At 74.7% G+C, this 15,425-nt stretch carries 14 protein-coding genes and 1 riboswitch; of the genes, 4 read left to right on the forward strand and 10 right to left on the reverse strand.

From position 1 onward, the window contains the following. The first annotated feature begins 105 nt into the window (after positions 1-105). A complete protein-coding gene (locus AB0G74_RS31570) occupies positions 106-747 on the forward strand; it encodes a class I SAM-dependent methyltransferase (RefSeq protein ID WP_361153300.1) in 642 nt (213 codons plus the stop codon). 123 nt (positions 748-870) lie between these two features. Here AB0G74_RS31570 and AB0G74_RS31575 read toward each other — a convergent pair whose 3' ends face one another. From AB0G74_RS31575 to AB0G74_RS31610, 8 genes are all read right to left on the reverse strand, one after another. Further along, complete coding sequence (locus tag AB0G74_RS31575; RefSeq protein ID WP_361153302.1) at positions 871-1,311, reverse strand: transglycosylase SLT domain-containing protein; 441 nt, start codon at positions 1,309-1,311, stop codon at positions 871-873. Between the two features lie 192 nt (positions 1,312-1,503). Beyond that, the gene (locus tag AB0G74_RS31580) at positions 1,504-2,415 is read right to left on the reverse strand and encodes an ECF transporter S component (protein ID WP_361153305.1); all 912 of its coding nucleotides are present in this window, start codon (positions 2,413-2,415) and stop codon (positions 1,504-1,506) included. After that, positions 2,412-4,007 (reverse strand): ATP-binding cassette domain-containing protein, encoded by a 1,596-nt coding sequence (locus AB0G74_RS31585; RefSeq protein ID WP_361153308.1) that lies wholly within the window; start codon positions 4,005-4,007, stop codon positions 2,412-2,414. Before AB0G74_RS31585 ends, AB0G74_RS31580 begins: the two co-directional genes overlap by 4 nt. Further along, positions 4,004-5,245, reverse strand: a complete 1,242-nt coding sequence (locus AB0G74_RS31590; protein ID WP_361153311.1) for an energy-coupling factor transporter transmembrane protein EcfT — start codon at positions 5,243-5,245, stop codon at positions 4,004-4,006. Before AB0G74_RS31590 ends, AB0G74_RS31585 begins: the two co-directional genes overlap by 4 nt. After that, a complete protein-coding gene (locus tag AB0G74_RS31595) occupies positions 5,242-6,021 on the reverse strand; it encodes an SCO2322 family protein (RefSeq protein WP_361153313.1) in 780 nt (259 codons plus the stop codon). Before AB0G74_RS31595 ends, AB0G74_RS31590 begins: the two co-directional genes overlap by 4 nt. Beyond that, positions 6,018-7,292 carry a prenyltransferase/squalene oxidase repeat-containing protein gene (locus AB0G74_RS31600; RefSeq protein WP_361153316.1) on the reverse strand — a complete coding sequence of 425 codons (1,275 nt, stop codon included), beginning with the start codon at positions 7,290-7,292 and terminating at the stop codon, positions 6,018-6,020. Before AB0G74_RS31600 ends, AB0G74_RS31595 begins: the two co-directional genes overlap by 4 nt. A gap of 199 nt (positions 7,293-7,491) precedes the next feature. After that, a riboswitch (cobalamin riboswitch) is annotated at positions 7,492-7,603 on the reverse strand. Between the two features lie 410 nt (positions 7,604-8,013). Continuing rightward, entirely contained in the window at positions 8,014-8,748 is a 735-nt protein-coding gene (locus tag AB0G74_RS31605) for a histone deacetylase (protein ID WP_361153319.1), read from the reverse strand. 50 nt (positions 8,749-8,798) lie between these two features. Then, positions 8,799-9,515 (reverse strand): TetR family transcriptional regulator, encoded by a 717-nt coding sequence (locus tag AB0G74_RS31610; RefSeq protein WP_361153322.1) that lies wholly within the window; start codon positions 9,513-9,515, stop codon positions 8,799-8,801. A gap of 283 nt (positions 9,516-9,798) precedes the next feature. Between AB0G74_RS31610 and AB0G74_RS31615 the strand changes: the two genes are divergently transcribed. The 3 genes from AB0G74_RS31615 (at position 9,799) to AB0G74_RS31625 (ending at position 13,092) form a co-directional block, all read left to right on the forward strand. Beyond that, positions 9,799-11,175 (forward strand): glycosyltransferase family 4 protein, encoded by a 1,377-nt coding sequence (locus tag AB0G74_RS31615; protein ID WP_361153324.1) that lies wholly within the window; start codon positions 9,799-9,801, stop codon positions 11,173-11,175. A 103-nt stretch (positions 11,176-11,278) separates the two neighbouring features. After that, positions 11,279-12,013: a class I SAM-dependent methyltransferase gene (locus AB0G74_RS31620; protein ID WP_361153327.1), complete on the forward strand. Its 735-nt coding sequence runs from the start codon at positions 11,279-11,281 to the stop codon at positions 12,011-12,013. After that, the gene (locus AB0G74_RS31625; RefSeq protein ID WP_361153330.1) at positions 12,010-13,092 is read left to right on the forward strand and encodes a prenyltransferase; all 1,083 of its coding nucleotides are present in this window, start codon (positions 12,010-12,012) and stop codon (positions 13,090-13,092) included. The genes AB0G74_RS31620 and AB0G74_RS31625 overlap by 4 nt, the downstream gene beginning before the upstream one ends. Positions 13,093-13,242: 150 nt before the next feature. On the opposite strand, the gene AB0G74_RS31630 is transcribed toward AB0G74_RS31625, so the two are convergent. Together AB0G74_RS31630 and AB0G74_RS31635 are read right to left on the reverse strand one after the other, a co-directional pair. Then, positions 13,243-14,067 (reverse strand): DUF5336 domain-containing protein, encoded by an 825-nt coding sequence (locus AB0G74_RS31630; protein ID WP_361153333.1) that lies wholly within the window; start codon positions 14,065-14,067, stop codon positions 13,243-13,245. A 397-nt stretch (positions 14,068-14,464) separates the two neighbouring features. Next, positions 14,465-15,298 (reverse strand): N-acetylmuramoyl-L-alanine amidase, encoded by an 834-nt coding sequence (locus AB0G74_RS31635; RefSeq protein WP_361153368.1) that lies wholly within the window; start codon positions 15,296-15,298, stop codon positions 14,465-14,467. Positions 15,299-15,425: the final 127 nt, after the last annotated feature.

Raw genomic sequence — 15,425 nt, forward strand, 5'->3', positions numbered from 1 at the left:
CCTCGTACTGGACGTACTTGGGAAATCCCGACAACGCGGCGAATGTGCGTGCCGGGCGTCGCGGGCCAGGCGGGATTTTGAAGACACGGCCTAGGGTGCGGGCCCATGGTTTCCGATACCCCCTCTCACCTCCGTACCACCGCCGACGCCTATGACGACGTGGCCCAGCTGTACACCGACTTGGTGCGGGACGATCTGGACGGTAAGCCGATCGACCGCGGACTGCTCGACGAGTTCGCCGCCGATGTAGCGGCCGGCGGCGGCGGTACGGTCGCCGAGCTGGGCTGCGGCCCCGGGCGGATCGCCGGATATCTGCGCGGGCTCGGTACGGACGTCTTCGGGATCGATCTGTCGCCCGAGATGATCCGGATCGCCCGGGAGACCTATCCGGAGCTGCGGTTCGAGGTCGGCTCCATGCACGCGCTCGACCTCGGCGACGGCGCGCTCGGCGGTGTCGTGGTCTGGTATTCGATGATCCACACCCCGCCGGAGGAGGTGCCGTCGTACTTCGACGAGATCCGCCGGGTCCTCGCCCCCGGCGGACGGCTGCTGCTGGCGTTCTTCGAGTCCGGGGACGACCCGCTCACCGTCTTCGACCACAAGGTCACCCCGGCCTACCGCTGGCCCGCCGACGCCCTGGCCCGGACCGCGGCCGCCGCCGGATTCACCGAGACCGACCGGATCGTGCGCCATCCGCGCGAAGGGGAGCGGTTCCGGCAGGGGCGGCTGATGATGCGGCTCGGGTGACGCGAAGGACCCCGTACGGCACTGTTGCCGTACGGGGTCCTCCGGTCCGCGAGGGGGGTCCGGTGGCCCGGGGGCGTTGCCCCGTCGGGCCCGGTCGCCCGGTCACCGGCTATTACCCGGTGATCAGTACCAGCCCTGCGTCTGCCACTTCGTCCAGGCGCCGCACGGGCTGCCGTACCGGTCCTTCATGTAGTCGAGACCCCACTCGATCTGGGTCTCCGGGTTCGTCTGCCAGTCCGACCCGGCCGTCGCCATCTTCGTCGCCGGCAGGGCCTGGACCAGGCCGTAGGCGCCGCTCGACGGGTTCGACGCCTGGACGTCCCAGTTGCTCTCCTTGGCCACGATCTGGCTGAAGCACCGGAACTGCGCGTCGTCGCCGATCATCTTCTGGGCGATCGCCTTCGCGGACGCGGCCTCGGCCGCCGCCGGTGCCGCCACCGGGGCTGCGGAGGCGGAGCCGGGGGCCAGGCCCAGCACCATCGTCGCGGAGGAGGCGACGACGGCCGCGCCGAAGAGCGCGGTACGGGGCCGGTGACGGAGGGCGGCGGCGAAGGAGCGGGGCACAGGGCATCCTGACGTCGGGGACGGGGAACGCCGTCGGGCGGGGCGGGAAACGCCTCGTCGCCCGGCGACCGGAACAGTTGAGCAGCCGCCCCCGGCCGCCCGCAACGCGCCCCGCTACGACCCGGCGTCGCACCCGGGGCGCCACCCCCGGTGATCCGGGCCGGTCAGGGCGCCCGGCGTCCCGTCGTACCGCTACGAAGACGCCTCGTAGGCCCTCGGCGGGCTGTGGGGCGGCTCACCCGGCGGACCGTCCCCGGGGGCGTCGAATGTGACCCGCGCCTCGAACGCGGCCCGCCGGGTCGCCCGCCGCAGCAGCTTCAGCACCGCCGGGCCCGCCGTCAGCGTCAGGACCACCGTCAGCACCGCCCGGCCCAGGTCCCAGCCCAGGGACGTCGCCGCCACATAGGCGAAGAAGCGGACCAGGTTGTCCGCGAGCGGATCGCCCGGCTGGAACGAGATCCCCGTCGCCATGCCCGGGACGATCGTCCACCCCTGGAGATTCATCACCGTGCCGTACGCGAACGCGGCGAAGGCCCCGTACGCGGCCAGCATCAGCGCCTCCGCCCGCCCCCGCAGCCGCTCCGCGCCCGGCAGCAGCCCGGCGCCCATCGTGAACCAGCCCATCGCCAGCATCTGGAACGGCATCCACGGGCCCACTCCGCCCGTCAGCAGCGCCGACGCGAACATCGTCACCGAACCGAGGACGAAGCCGAACCCCGGCCCCAGCACCCGGCCCGCCAGCACCATCAGAAAGAACATCGGCTCCAGGCCCGCCGTCCCGGCGCCCAGGGGCCGCATCGCCGCCCCCACGGCCGCCAGCACCCCCAGCATCGCGACCGCCTTCGGCCCCAGCCCGGTATCCGCGATCGTCGCCACGACCACCGCCACCAGCAGCGGCAGCAGCAGCGCGAAGAGCCACGGCGCGTCCTCCGCGTGCGCCACCACCCCGGACCGTTCGTCCGCCAGCAGCGGCCAGCCGAAGAACGCCACCCCGATCGCGCTGATCAGCGCCAGGGCCGCGACCGAACGGGGCCCCAGCCGGACCGGCCGCGCCGGTCCGGCCGACGGGACCGGCGGCTTCGACGGCCGCCCGCTCGCGCTCACAGCGCCGCCTCCACCTGCGAGACGGTCAGCCAGCGCCGCGGCGCCAGCACCTTCGCCACCTGCGGCGCGAACGCCGGGGAACCCACCACGACCTCCGCCATCGGCCCGTCGGCGACGATCTCGCCGTCCGCCAGGATCACCACCCGCTGCGCCAGCTCGGCCGCCAGCTCCACATCGTGTGTCGCCAGGACGATCGCGTGGCCCCGGGCGGCCAGCCCCCGCAACACCGTCACCAGCCGCGCCTTCGCCGCGTAGTCCAGCCCCCGGGTCGGCTCGTCGAGCAGCAGCAGCGGGGGCCGGGCGGTCAGCACTACGGCCAGCGCCAGCGCCAGCCGCTGCCCCTCCGACAGATCCCGGGGATGCGTCTCGTCCGCCACTCCCGGCAGCAGCTCCGCCACCAGTTCACGACAGCCGCCGGGCGCGGCGCCCGCGTCGGCGTCCGCCGCCGCGCACTCGGCCGCGACCGTGTCCGCGTAGAGCAGATCGCGCGGCTCCTGCGGCACCAGACCGACCCGCCGGATCAGCTCCTTCGGCCGGGTCCGGCGCGGTACGAGCCCGCCGACGGACACCCCGCCCGACACCGGCTCCACCAGCCCGACCAGCGTCGACAGCAGGGTCGACTTCCCGGCCCCGTTCCGGCCCATCAGGGCGACCGTCTCCCCGGCGCCCACCGTCAGCGCCACCGACCGCAGCGCCGTGACCCGGCCGTGCCGGACCGTCACGCCGTCCAGTGCGGCGACCGGCTCACCTGGGGCGTACGCCGGGGACGCGGCGGGCTCGCCCAGCCGCTCCCGCAGTCCGGCCGCCCGGCGGCGGGCGTCGCGTACCGACAGCGGCAGCGGATCCCAGCCCGCCAGCCGCCCCAGCGTCACCACCGGCGGCGCCACGGGGGAGACCGCCATGATTTCCTCGGGCGCACCGGTCACCGGCGGCTTCCCGGGGCCCGGCAGCAGCACCACCCGGTCCGCGTACTGCACCACCCGCTCCAGCCGGTGCTCGGCCATCAGTACGGTCGTGCCCAGATCGTGGACCAGCCGCTGGAGGACCGCCAGCACCTCCTCGGCGGCGGCCGGGTCCAGTGCCGACGTCGGCTCGTCGAGGACCAGCACCTTCGGATGGGCCGTCAGCACCGAGCCGATCGCCACCCGCTGCCGCTGCCCGCCCGACAGGGTCGCGATCGGCCGCTCCCGCAGCTCGGTCAGGCCCAGCAGATCGAGGGTCTCCTCCACCCGGCGGCGCATCACGTCCGGCGGGGTGCCCAGCGACTCCATCCCGTACGCCAGCTCGTCCTCGACGGTGTCCGTGACGAAGTGCGCCGACGGGTCCTGGCCCACGGTCCCCACCACATCGGCCAGCTCGCGCGGCCGGTGCGTCCGGGTGTCCCGGCCGTCGACCGTGACCCGGCCGCGCAGCGTACCGCCGGTGAAGTGCGGCACCAGCCCGGACACCGCGCCCAGCAGAGTCGACTTGCCGACCCCGGACGGGCCGACGAGCAGTACCAGCTCACCCTCGGGGACGGTCAGGTCGACCCCGTCGAGCACGGGCGCGGCCATGCCGTCGTAGACCACCGACACGTTCTCGAACCGGATCACGACGACTCCTCGGGCGGGCTCGAACGGGGGCCCCGGGCGTCGGGGCGGGGCTGTGCGTGGGTACGCGTGGGTACGGGGGCGACGAAGGCGGGCAGCAGTCCGATCAGCACGGCGGCGGCGGGCCACAGCGGCAGCTCCGGCGCGGTCAGGGGTACGACCCCGGGTTCCAGCGCCGCGGGCGCGTAGGCCGCCGCCCACACCGTCAGCCCGGCGACCGCCGCGCCCGAACCGGCCACCAGCCAGGAACGGGGGCCGAACCGGTCCGGGCGGTAGCGGGTCCGGACCGTACGGCGTCCGCCGAGCCGCAGCCCGGCGATCGCCGCCGCGACCCCCGCGACCAGCAGCGGCAGCCCGTACCCCGCGCCCTCGGCGGCCAGCAGGGCGTAGCTGCCCGCGCAGACGCCCAGCAGTCCGCCGAGGGTCAGCGCCGTGGTGGTGTGCCGGATCCGGGCCGGGACCTCCGCCGTCCGGCCGTAGCCGCGGGCGTCCATCGAAGCGGCCACCGCGATCGACCGCTCCAGGGCGCCCTCCAGCACCGGCAGCCCGATCCCGATCATCGCCCCGGGGCCGCCGCCGGACCGGCCGCGCAGCCGCCGGGCCGTCCGCAGCCGGGCCACGTCCGCGACCAGGTTCGGGGCGAAGGTCATCGCCACGACGACCGCGACCCCGGCCTCGTACAGCGCGCCCGGCAGCGACTTCAGCAGCCGGGCCGGATTGGCGAGCGCGTTCGCGGCGCCCACGCAGATCAGCAGGGTGGCCAGCTTGGCGCCCTGGTAGAGGGCGAGTACGAGCTGTTCGGCATAGACCCGGCCGCCGATCCGGATGCCCTTCGCCCACTCCGGCAGCGGCACCTCGGGCAGGGTGAACAGCAGCCGGGTCCCGGGGATCGGCGCCCCCAGCAGTACCGAGAACAACACCCGGATCACCAGGACCAGCAGCCCCAGCTTGACGAAGGCGATGTACGCCCGGGCCCAGGGCGCGTCGGTCCTGCGGGCCGCGACGACATAGCCCGCGACGGCCACGATCAGCCCGAGGAGCAGGGGGTTCGTGGTCCGGGACGCGGCGGCGGCGAGACCGAGGGCCCAGAGCCACCAGGCCCCGGGGTGGACGGCGTTGGCCCGGTCGGCGACGGGGGCGCGCAGCCGTTCCAGGGGGGAGCGGGCGGGCGGCCGTACGGTACCGGTACGGGGGGTACCCGGCTCGGACGGCCGCTCGGACCGCGTGGGGCGTGGGGTCATCGTGACCGGCGGCGGGACTGCCGGAAGGCGGCGGCGCCGAGTACGGCGATGACCGCGATCGCCGCCACGACACCCACGGACGGGCCACCGTCCCCGCTGTCGCCCCCGTCGCTCCCCGGGGTGGAAGCGGAATCGGTCGCGGCGGCCGAGTCGGACTTTCCGCCGGAGCCCGCGACCTGTTCGCCGCAGCCCTTCGCGGGGTAGCCGGAGATGGCGCAGAGCATCGCGTTGGCGTCGTACCGCAGCGGCTTCGCCACCTTCGCCAGCGCCTCGGCGGCGGTCGCGTCCCCGGGCACCACCGCGCAGACCGTACGCGACGCGGGCGGGCGCTCCCCGCCGGGCGCGTCGGCCGCCGTACCGGGGTCGACGACGAGCGCGACCCGCTTACGGTCCGGCTCGGGCGCGGTCGATCCGCAGATCGCGGCGAAATCGGGGACCGTACGCGGTACGGAGGCGTCCGAACTGTCGGCGCTCACGGCGAAGCGGAAGCCGTGGACGGCACCGTCGGCGGGCCTGGCGGTCGCCGGGCCCTCGGTGGCGTACGTCCACTTCGCCCCGTCGGCCTGCCAGTACGACCAGTACCGGTATCCGGCCGCCTGCGCGGTTCCGGCGGCCCCGACGACCCCGGCTCCGGCCGTGACGAGTACGACGAACCCCGCGACGACGGCCCCGACCGTCCGCCGGAGGCGGGTGGAACGAGGGCCGGGGCGGAGCCGGGACCCGCCGGACGGCGTACCGGCGGCCGGGACGGGCGCGGGGCGCGGCACGGACGTCACGACCGGGACTTGCGGCGACCGCTGAGCAGGAAGCCCGCACCGGCGCTCGCCGCGAAGAACGCGCCGACGATCCACCACATGTTCGGGCCCGAGTCCTTCTTCTCTTCCTTCTTCTTGTCGTTCTTATCGGCCGAGGCCGAGGCCGACGGCTCGGGCGTCGGGCCGGTCGCGGTCAGCGCCGCCACCAGGTCCGTACCGCCGAAGTCCTTCGGGTCACCGCCCGCCGCCCGCGCGGCGAAGATCAGCTGGGCGTACGCGGCCGGACCCGACTGCTTCGCCCAGGCCGCGGCGTTCCCCTCCAACCAGGTCAGCGACTTCCGGGCCTGCTCGGTACGGCCCTGGACCGCCAGCGCCACCACGGCGTCGGCCGTATTGCCGAAGTCCGGCTTGGGCGCGGAGTCCTCGGCGCCCGGCATCGGGGCCGTCAGCAGATGCCCGGACTTCGCCGTCGCGGCCGTCAGATAGGCGGCACCGTTGCCCGCGGCGCCCTTCAGGTCCTTCGCGGCCTTGTCGCAGGCCGCGGCGGCCGTCCCGGCACCGGTGGCGGCACCGGCCTCCGGCGCCAGCCCCCGGCCGTGCGCGGCGGTCACGGCGGCGGCGGTCGAGTCGCCGATCGCACCGGGCATCTGCGGCTGGTAGACGAACGCCCCGCCGTCCGCGCCGCCGCACGGGCGGGCGAAGGTCAGCAGCGCGTCGTACGGCGACTTGCCGCCCTTCGCCGAGGTCACGGCCTCCGGCTTCGCCCCCGCCGCGACCAGCGCGCCGATCACCACGGAGGTCGAGTTGGCGTCGCTGGCGCCGCCCGGGTTGTAGCTCCAGCCGCCGTCGGCGTTCTGGACCGACTTCAGCCAGCCGACGGCCTTGGTCACGGCCTGCTCCCGGCCGCCGGTGGCGGTCAGGGCCTGGACGGCGGCGGCCGTGGCGTTGGAGTCGCGGAGCACCTTGGCGTCGCACGGCCCGGAGACATCCGCCCGGTACGAGGGGAACGCGCCGTCCGCGCACTGCTGCGCGGTCAGCCAGTCGACGGCCTTGCCCGCGGGCGTCAGCCCGGCGGTGTCCTGGGCGAGCAGCGCCAGCGACTGCCGCCACACCCCGTCGTACGCCGGGTCGGAGGTGCCGAAGAGGCCGGACGGCAGCGGGGCGGCGGACGGCGGCGGGGTGGTCGAGGCGCTCGCGGCGGGCGCGGCGGCCACCCCGAACACGGCGGAGACGGCGAGCGCGGCGGCGGCGCGGCGTACGGCGGTACGGCGTGCGGTGGTGGCGGTGGTCATGACGGGTGGTGCCTCTTCCCGCGCCCTGCTGGACGCTGCCGGGATCCGGGCACGGACGCGTCCGGGGGACGACGCGCCAGGGCTCCGGCCCCGTATTCCTCGACGGTGCCGATCACCGGCGGCTGCCGGTGGCGTGAGCCGGTCACGGCCGGGGACAGGGCATTCCGACTGGGCGCCGGGGCGACGGCGGGACGCGGGGACCGTGGGTTCACGGTCACGCGGCCCGGGACGCGCCGACGGCTCACGGCTGCGGGTCAGTGCCGGATTCGCACCGGCTTCCCCCTGTACGGGCGTGATACGACCCGCCTACTCTACCGACGCCCCGGCCCCGGGCGCGCCGCTGCCCGGGGGCGCGGGCCCGGCTTCCCGCCGCGGGTGGGTGATGCCGGGTTCCGGCCCTCCGTCGGCGTGGGCTGTTCGCTCAGTTCCCCGCGCCCCTTATGCCTTCGGCAACGGGGTACCCAGCGTCCCTGGCGCCCTGGTCTTCGGCTCCGAGGAGGAGCCCGGCCGCGGGGAGCGTTTTGGGGGCGCGGGGAACTGCGCGAACGGCCACGGACGGTGTGCGCTCCGGCGACGGGGGGACTGGGCAGACGGGTTCGTCTTCGGGCCCGGTTTCCTGCCGCGGGTGGGTGATGCCGGGTTCCGGCCCTCTGTCGGCGTGGGCTGTTCGCGCAGTTCCCCGCGCCTCTTATGCCTTTGGCAACGGGGCCCGTGGCCCCCGTTACGGCGCCGCCCCGCCCCGGGGCGGCGCGTTCCGTGTCAGCCGGGCCACGTCCTCCGGGGTCCAGTCCTCCGCGCCGGGCGCCGACGCCAGATAGCGGTTGACGGACCCCGGCTCCCAGACCCCGGCCGCCAGCAGCCCGGCGGCCAGATGGCGGAGGTACCCGGCGGCCGGGGAGACCCCGGGGACCGTGTCGTACCGCCAGGGCGCGGTGAAGGTCAGTACCGGGAGCCCGGCCACCCAGCCCGGGTGGACCAGGGTTTCGTACCGCCCGGGGCCGAGTGTCGCGCGGCCGTGGGCGAGTACCCCGGTGAGATCGAGGTCCGCCGCCGGGCCGGGCGGCCGGTACATCTCCTGGGCCGCGAGGTCCGAGAACTGCCCGGCGGTGATCAGATGCGCCCGGACCCGGGTCGTGCCGTCGGCATCGGGGTCGTAGAAGGCCCGGCCGCCGGACCAGACCGGGGAGTGGGTGGCGAAGTACAGCACCCCCGGCAGTTCGAGGGCGATCGTCCGCTCCGGCGGCTTCGGGTCCCGGCCGCCGGGGGTGCCCAGGGCGGCCCCGGCCGGACGCCCGCCGCGCAGATAGGCGGCGAGCCGGGCCGGATCCATGTTCGAGCCGTACGAGGCGTACCAGACCCGGTCGGGCCGGTCGGGCGCCGTACGGGGGCGGGGCCCCGGCCGGAGGGGGCGCGGGGTGCCGGGGGTGTCCGGTACAGGCGGGGTGCTGCCGCTCATCCGCCCACCGTACGGCGCCGGTCGCCGGGGGAGGGGCCGGGCGCGCGCCCTCAGGACCGGCCCGCCGACCCCGTCCCGGGGTTCGGCCGCACCGGCTCCACCGGCTCCACCGGCCGCACCGGCTCCACCAGGTCGATCAGCCGGCAGGCCGTTTCGATGTCGGTTCTCACCCGGGCGACCGAGGCCCGCCCCGACAACCAGGTGATCAGCGCCGAGTACCAGGTGTGCTCGATCACCCGGACCGCCGAGAGCTGTTCGGGCGTCGGATCGTCGACCCCCATGGCGTCCAGGACGATCGCCGCCATCTGCCGCGAGACGGCGTCCACCTCTGGTCCGGCGCTCCGGTCGGCGAAGATCAGCGCCCGCACCACGGCATCCGCCAGCCGGGGATCCCGCTGGAGGGAGCGGAACGCCCGCATCAGCGTCTCCGCCACCCGCTCGGCGGCCGTCACCCCGCCGGGGGGCCGCCTGCGCAGTGTCGAGTGGAGGCGCTGGAGCCGGTCCTGCAGGACGGCCACCAGCAGATGGACCTTCGACGGGAAGTAGCGGTAGAGCGTGCCGATGGCGACCCCGGCCGTCTCGGCGACCTCCCGCATCCGGACCGCCTCGAAGCCGCCCCGGCCCGCGAGCCGGGCGCCGGCGTGCAGAATCCGGCGGCGGCGGGCCTTCTGGCGTTCCGTCAGGGGAGGCGGCACGGGCCGGACCTCCGGTCCGCCTCCGGCGGCCGGTTCCGGCCGCCGCCGTACCCGCCGGGCCTCGGCTGTCATCGTCCGCTTACCCCCTTCCCCGTCGGCGCGTCTGTGCGTACCCGCCGGGCGCTCCGGCCGGTTCCGGTGACGGTCCCGGCCCGGTCCCGGCGGATCCGGCGATGGTCTCGCGGATCCCCCCGGTTCCGGCTCCTTCGTGGTGTGAATCACCTGTTCTGGCCGCCACAGCGGAGCTACCTGCGGGTAGATTCAGTGCTCCTTGAGCGGGCAGGTCTGAAACTTGTTCTAGATCAAAGCGAGCGGTTACGCTCCGCCGAAACGTAGGGGAGACAGGGGGCCGTGAGTGACCGCTGAGGCCATCGAAACCGGCTCCCGCGAACCGGAGGACGGCCCCGCGCCCGGCTCCGGACGGACCCCGGACGACGACGGACGGCCGCTCCGGATCGCCCTCCTCACCTACAAGGGGAACCCCTTCTGCGGCGGCCAGGGCGTCTACGTCCGCCATCTCTCCCGCGAACTGGCCCGCCTCGGCCACGACGTCGAGGTGATCGGCGCCCAGCCCTATCCCGTACTCGACGACGGCGTGCCCCTCACCGAACTCCCCAGCCTCGACCTCTACCGCGGCACCGACCCGTTCCGGACGCCCCGGCGCGAGGAGTTCCGCGACTGGATCGACGCCCTGGAGGTCGGCACCATGTGGGCCGGGCGCTTCCCGGAGCCGCTCACCTTCTCCCTGCGGGCCCGCCGTCATCTGCGCGCCCGGCGCGGCCGGTTCGACGTCGTCCACGACAACCAGACCCTGGGGTACGGACTCCTCGGCGACCTCGGCGCGCCCCTGGTCACCACCGTCCACCACCCCATCACCGTCGACCGGCGGCTCGACCTCGAAGCCGCCGAGACCTGGCAGCGCCGGGCCTCCGTACGCCGCTGGTACGGCTTCACCCGGATGCAGCGGCGGGTCGCCCGGCGGCTGCCGTCCGTACTCACCGTCTCCGGCTCCTCCCGGCGCGAGATCGAGGAGGATCTGGGGGTACGCCCCGACCGGATCCATGTCGTCCACATCGGCGCCGACACCCGGCTGTTCTCGCCCGATCCGGCGGTGCCCGAGGTGCCGGGCCGGATCGTCACCACCTCCAGCGCCGATGTCCCGCTCAAGGGCCTGGTGTATCTGGTGGAGGCGCTGGCCGAGCTGCGGACCGAGCACCCCGGCGCGCATCTCGTCGTGGTCGGCAAGCGGGCCGAGGACGGCCCGGTCGCCCGGGCCATCGAGCGGTACGGGCTCGGCGGCGCAGTCGAGTTCGTCAAGGGCGTCTCCGACGCCGAGCTGGTCGATCTGGTGCGGGGGGCGCAGATCGCCTGTGTGCCTTCGCTGTACGAGGGCTTCTCCCTGCCCGCCGCCGAGGCCATGGCCACCGGGACACCGCTCGTCGCCACCACCGGCGGGGCGATCCCCGAGGTCGCGGGGGACGACGGCGTGACATGTCTGGCGGTACCGCCCGGTGACGCGGGCGCTCTCGCGGCGGCGCTGGGGCGGCTGCTGGCCGACCCCGGGCTCCGGGCCCGGCTCGGCGCGGCCGGACGCGAACGAGTGCTGGAACGGTTCACCTGGGCCCGGGCCGCGGCGGGCACCGTAGAGCTGTACCGGGCGGCGATCGACCGGGCCGCCGCCGGACGCGGCGGCAGCCGGACCGGCAGCCGGGCCGGGGCGGCCGCTCGGTGACACGCCGCCTCCGGATCCGTACCACCGCTCGGCCATACCGCATCGCCCGTCCCGCCCGTCCCGTCCGTGAACCCTCCCGTGCCGACCGTGAAGGCAGGAACGCGTGCTGACCGTCGACTTCTCCCGCTTCCCCCTCGCCGCCGGCGACCGCGTCCTCGATCTGGGCTGCGGCGCGGGCCGCCATGCCTTCGAGTGCTACCGGCGCGGCGCCCGGGTGGTCGCCCTCGACCGCAACCCCGAGGAGATCCGCGAGGTCGCCAAATGGTTCGCGGCGATGGCGGAGGCGGGCGAGGCACCCGAGGGCGCCACGGCCACCGCGATGGAGGGCGACGCCCTCAACCTCCCCTTCCCCGACGAGTCCTTCGACGTCGTGATCATCTCCGAGGTGATGGAGCACATCCACGACGACAAGGGCGTACTCGCCGAGATGGTCCGGGTCCTCAAGCCCGGCGGCCGGATCGCCGTCACCGTGCCCCGCTACGGCCCCGAGAAGATCTGCTGGGCCCTCAGCGACGCCTACCACGAGGTCGAGGGCGGCCATATCCGGATCTACAAGGCCGATGAACTCCTCGCCCGGATCGAGGAGGCCGGACTCGTCCCGTACGGCACCCACCACGCCCACGCCCTGCACAGCCCCTACTGGTGGCTGAAGTGCGCCTTCGGTGTCGACAACGACCGCGCCCTGCCGGTGAAGGCGTACCACAAGCTGCTCGTCTGGGACATCATGAAGAAGCCGGCCGCCACCCGGCTCGCCGAACAGGCGCTCAACCCGCTGATCGGCAAGAGCTTCGTCGCCTACGCCACCAAGCCCCAGCTCCACGCCGGGGCGCAGGCGTGACGACGCCCCGCGTCCCCGGCACCGAACGGCTCGCCCTGCCCGGCGTACTCACCGCCGGCCAGGCCGCGGCGACCGTCGCCGGGATCCGGGCCGAACAGCGCGCCGACGGCGCGATCCCCTGGTTCCGGGGCCACCACCTCGACCCGTGGGACCACACCGAGGCCGCGATGGCGCTGGACGCGGCCGGGGAGCACGAAGCGGCCTCGGCCGCGTACGACTGGCTGCGCGCCCATCAGAACGACGACGGATCCTGGTACGCCGCCTACCACGACGGGGACGCCGAACGGCCCACCGACCGGGGCCGCGAGACCAACTTCACCGCCTATGTCGCCGTCGGCGTCTGGCACCACTACCTCACCACCGGCGACCCGGCCTTCCTCGACCGGATGTGGCCCGTCGTCCGAGCCGCCATGGGCTTCGTCCTGGCCCTCCGGCAGCCCGGCGGCCAGATCGGCTGGAAACGCGAGCCCGACGGCACCCCCGTCGCCGACGCCCTGCTCACCGGCTCCTCCTCCGTCCACCACGCCCTGCGCTGCGCCCTGGCCATCGCCGAGGAACGCGGCGAGCCGCAGCCCGACTGGGAGCTGGCGACCGGCGCCCTGGCCCATGCGGTACGCCGCCACCCCGAGCGCTTCCTCGACAAGTCCCGTTACTCCATGGACTGGTACTACCCCGTCCTGGGCGGCGCGGTCACCGGCGCCGACGCGCGGGCCAGGCTGGCGGAGCGCTGGGACGACTTCGTGGTCCCCGGGCTCGGCGTCCGGTGCGTACTGCCGAACCCCTGGGTCACCGGCGGCGAGAGCTGCGAACTGGCCCTGGCCCTCTGGGCGGCGGGCGAGCCGGACCGGGCGCGCGAGGTACTGCGCTCCATCGCCCATCTGCGGGCCGGGGACGGGATGTACTGGACGGGTTACGTCTTCGGGGACGACGCGTACTGGCCGGAGGAGCGGACGACCTGGACCGCCGGGTCCCTGCTGCTCGCGGTCGCGGCCCTGGTCGGCGACGAACCCACCCGGGCGGTCTTCGGCGGTACGGAACTCCCGGCCGGACTGGCACCGGACTGCTGCGACACGTTCTGAGCGCGGCGGCCGCTGGGCCTTGATCCGGGTTGTGTACCGAGTTGTGCTTCGTGTGTTCCGGGCCGTCCGGGTACGGCAGCGGCCCCCCGCCCGGAAGGACGAGGGGCCGTGCGGAGCTTCGGGCGGAGCGTCGTCCGCCCCGCCCCGGGCTCAGCCGCGCTGGATGCCGGTGGTGTCCTGCAGCACACCCCGGCGGCCGTCCTGGGTCTGGGCGATCAGGGCCTGGCCGCGCTGGTCGACGGCGAGGTACCAGGTGCCCGGCGCCAGTTCGGCGATCGGGGTCGGCGAACCGTCCTCCGGGTAGAGCGGCCGGGCCACCGGCACCGCGAACCAGAACGGCGCGAAGTCGGGCGCGCCGCCCGGCGCTCCGGCGGCCGGGGGAGTGGCGCCCTGCGGGCCCGGCTGCGGCCCGCCGAACGGCTGCGGCTGACCGGGCTGGCCGCCGAACGAAGGCTGCTGGGTGCCGGGGTAGCCGTAGCCGCCCTGCGGCTGGCCGCCGTACGGGGACGGCGTCGGCGCCGGAGCGGCCGCGCCGACCAGCGGAGCCTTGAACGCGGGGACGAGCTGGCCGCAGACCGCGCCCGCCGCCAGCAGCAGCGTGGCGATGAAGCCGAGGATCAGCCCGGTGCCCGCGTCGAGACTGAACTCGCCCATGTCGAAGGAGCCGGTCGGGTCGAAGATCGCGCCCAGGGCGGTCCAGGCCGAGAAGACCGTCAGCAGGACACCGATGTGGCCCAGCTCGATACCGATCACCTTCGGCGCCCGGGGCAGCAGATGGGAGAGCGCGATCAGCGCGGCGCCGATGACACCGGCCAGATAGACGCCCAGCAGCAGGGCCCCGTTGTCCCAGGCGTTCGGCACGTCGTCACAGCTGCTTCCGGAGCAGTCGAACGTGTCGAGGAACGAGGCGATGAACAGCAGTACCGCTGCTCCGATCACCACGCCATCGCCTCGTGTGAGGGAGCGGATGTTCACGTATGAGTCCTTCGTCGATCGTCTCGGGTCGTCGTCGCATCGGGGCGTTCGGCGCGAGAGCGGGGGGTGACTCCCCCGTCACCCGGGTGAATCTATCGTCTGACGCGCGACGGCGTCTGCCCGGTATACGGACTCGTGGGGGCGGGGGTACCGGAAGGGACCGGATGGAAACCCGATCGGAATGGGATCGGGACCTGGGGCGACGGGGTCGGGGCCGGGTGAAGGGGCGGGGCGCGGACACCGGTCGTGCGGGTGGCGTTCGGTGGTGCTGCCGACGGGGGAGAGAGCCCGGCGCCCAGCACTCCATTCGTATGACTATCGGTGCGGCTTTCGTCCGACAATCGGTGGTGCGGGGCAGGGGGCCGGGTCCCAAAACCCCTACCCGGCGGGTGGATTGTCAGACCGGCGGACGCAGGAAGTCGCCGATCCCGTCTGCGAGTCCTTGGGCCGCCTTCTGCCGCCAGTCGGCGGCGGCGAGCAGTGCGGCGTCCTCGGGATCCGCCATATTTCCGCACTCGATGAAGACCTTGGGGACGGTGGAGAGATTGAGCCCGCCGAGGTCGGTCCGGACATGGAGCCCGGTACCGCCGCCGAGGTAGTTCGCCCGCCGGGCGCCGGTGCTCAGGGCGAACGCGTCGGCGATCCGCTCGCCGAGGGTCCGGGACGGGGCGACGATCGCGGTGGTGTCGGCGGCGCCGGAGGAGACCTTGGCGGGCAGGATCACATGGAAGCCCCGGTGGCCGACCGCCGAGCCGTCCGCGTGGACGGAGACGACGGCGTCGGCCTTCGCCTCGTTGCCGACCCGGGCCCGCTCGTCGATACAGGGGCCGTACGCCCGCGCGCCCGCCTCATGGGTGAGGACGACCTCCGCGCCCTCCCCTTCCAGCAGGACGCGCAGCCGCTGGGAGACATCGCGGGTGAAGGCGGCCTCGGTGGCGCCGTCGGCGGCGGCCGTGCCGGTGGTGTCGCACTCCTTGCGATGGGTTCCGACGTCGACGAGCCGGTTGATCTCGGCGGTGTGCCGGAAGTTGCCGGGGTTGTGGCCGGGGTCGATCACCACGACCTTTCCGGCGAGCCGCCCTTCGGCCGTATGCCCGGTCCCGCCCCCGGCCGGGCCGCCCGCCGGGGTGGTGGGGCTCTTGGGGGTCGAAGCGGTGGCCCGGGGCCGGTCGTCGGCCGTGTCGCCGCCGGACTGGCAGGAGACCAGTCCGGCGAGCGCGGCCGTCACCAGTACGGCGACGGCGGTGGTGACGGCGGGTCGTCGGCGGCGCTCCGGACCCGTGGTCCGTCCGGCCGCCCCGGCCCGTTCGTGCGGCTCGTGCGGCTCGGGCGACGCGTGCGGCTCGGGTGGCTTGTGC

The organism is Streptomyces sp. NPDC020875 (assembly GCF_040641415.1).
Classification (GTDB): Bacteria; Actinomycetota; Actinomycetes; order Streptomycetales; family Streptomycetaceae; genus Streptomyces.

Excerpts from the sequence above, each read along its gene's own strand:
- AB0G74_RS31570 (WP_361153300.1), top strand. The coding sequence starts at position 106 with ATGGTTTCCGATACCCCCTCTCACCTCCGTACCACCGCCGACGCCTAT.
- AB0G74_RS31590 (WP_361153311.1), bottom strand. The coding sequence starts at position 5,245 with ATGACCCCACGCCCCACGCGGTCCGAGCGGCCGTCCGAGCCGGGTACC.
- AB0G74_RS31610 (WP_361153322.1), bottom strand. The coding sequence starts at position 9,515 with ATGACAGCCGAGGCCCGGCGGGTACGGCGGCGGCCGGAACCGGCCGCC.
- AB0G74_RS31605 (WP_361153319.1), bottom strand. The coding sequence starts at position 8,748 with ATGAGCGGCAGCACCCCGCCTGTACCGGACACCCCCGGCACCCCGCGC.
- AB0G74_RS31600 (WP_361153316.1), bottom strand. The coding sequence starts at position 7,292 with ATGACCACCGCCACCACCGCACGCCGTACCGCCGTACGCCGCGCCGCC.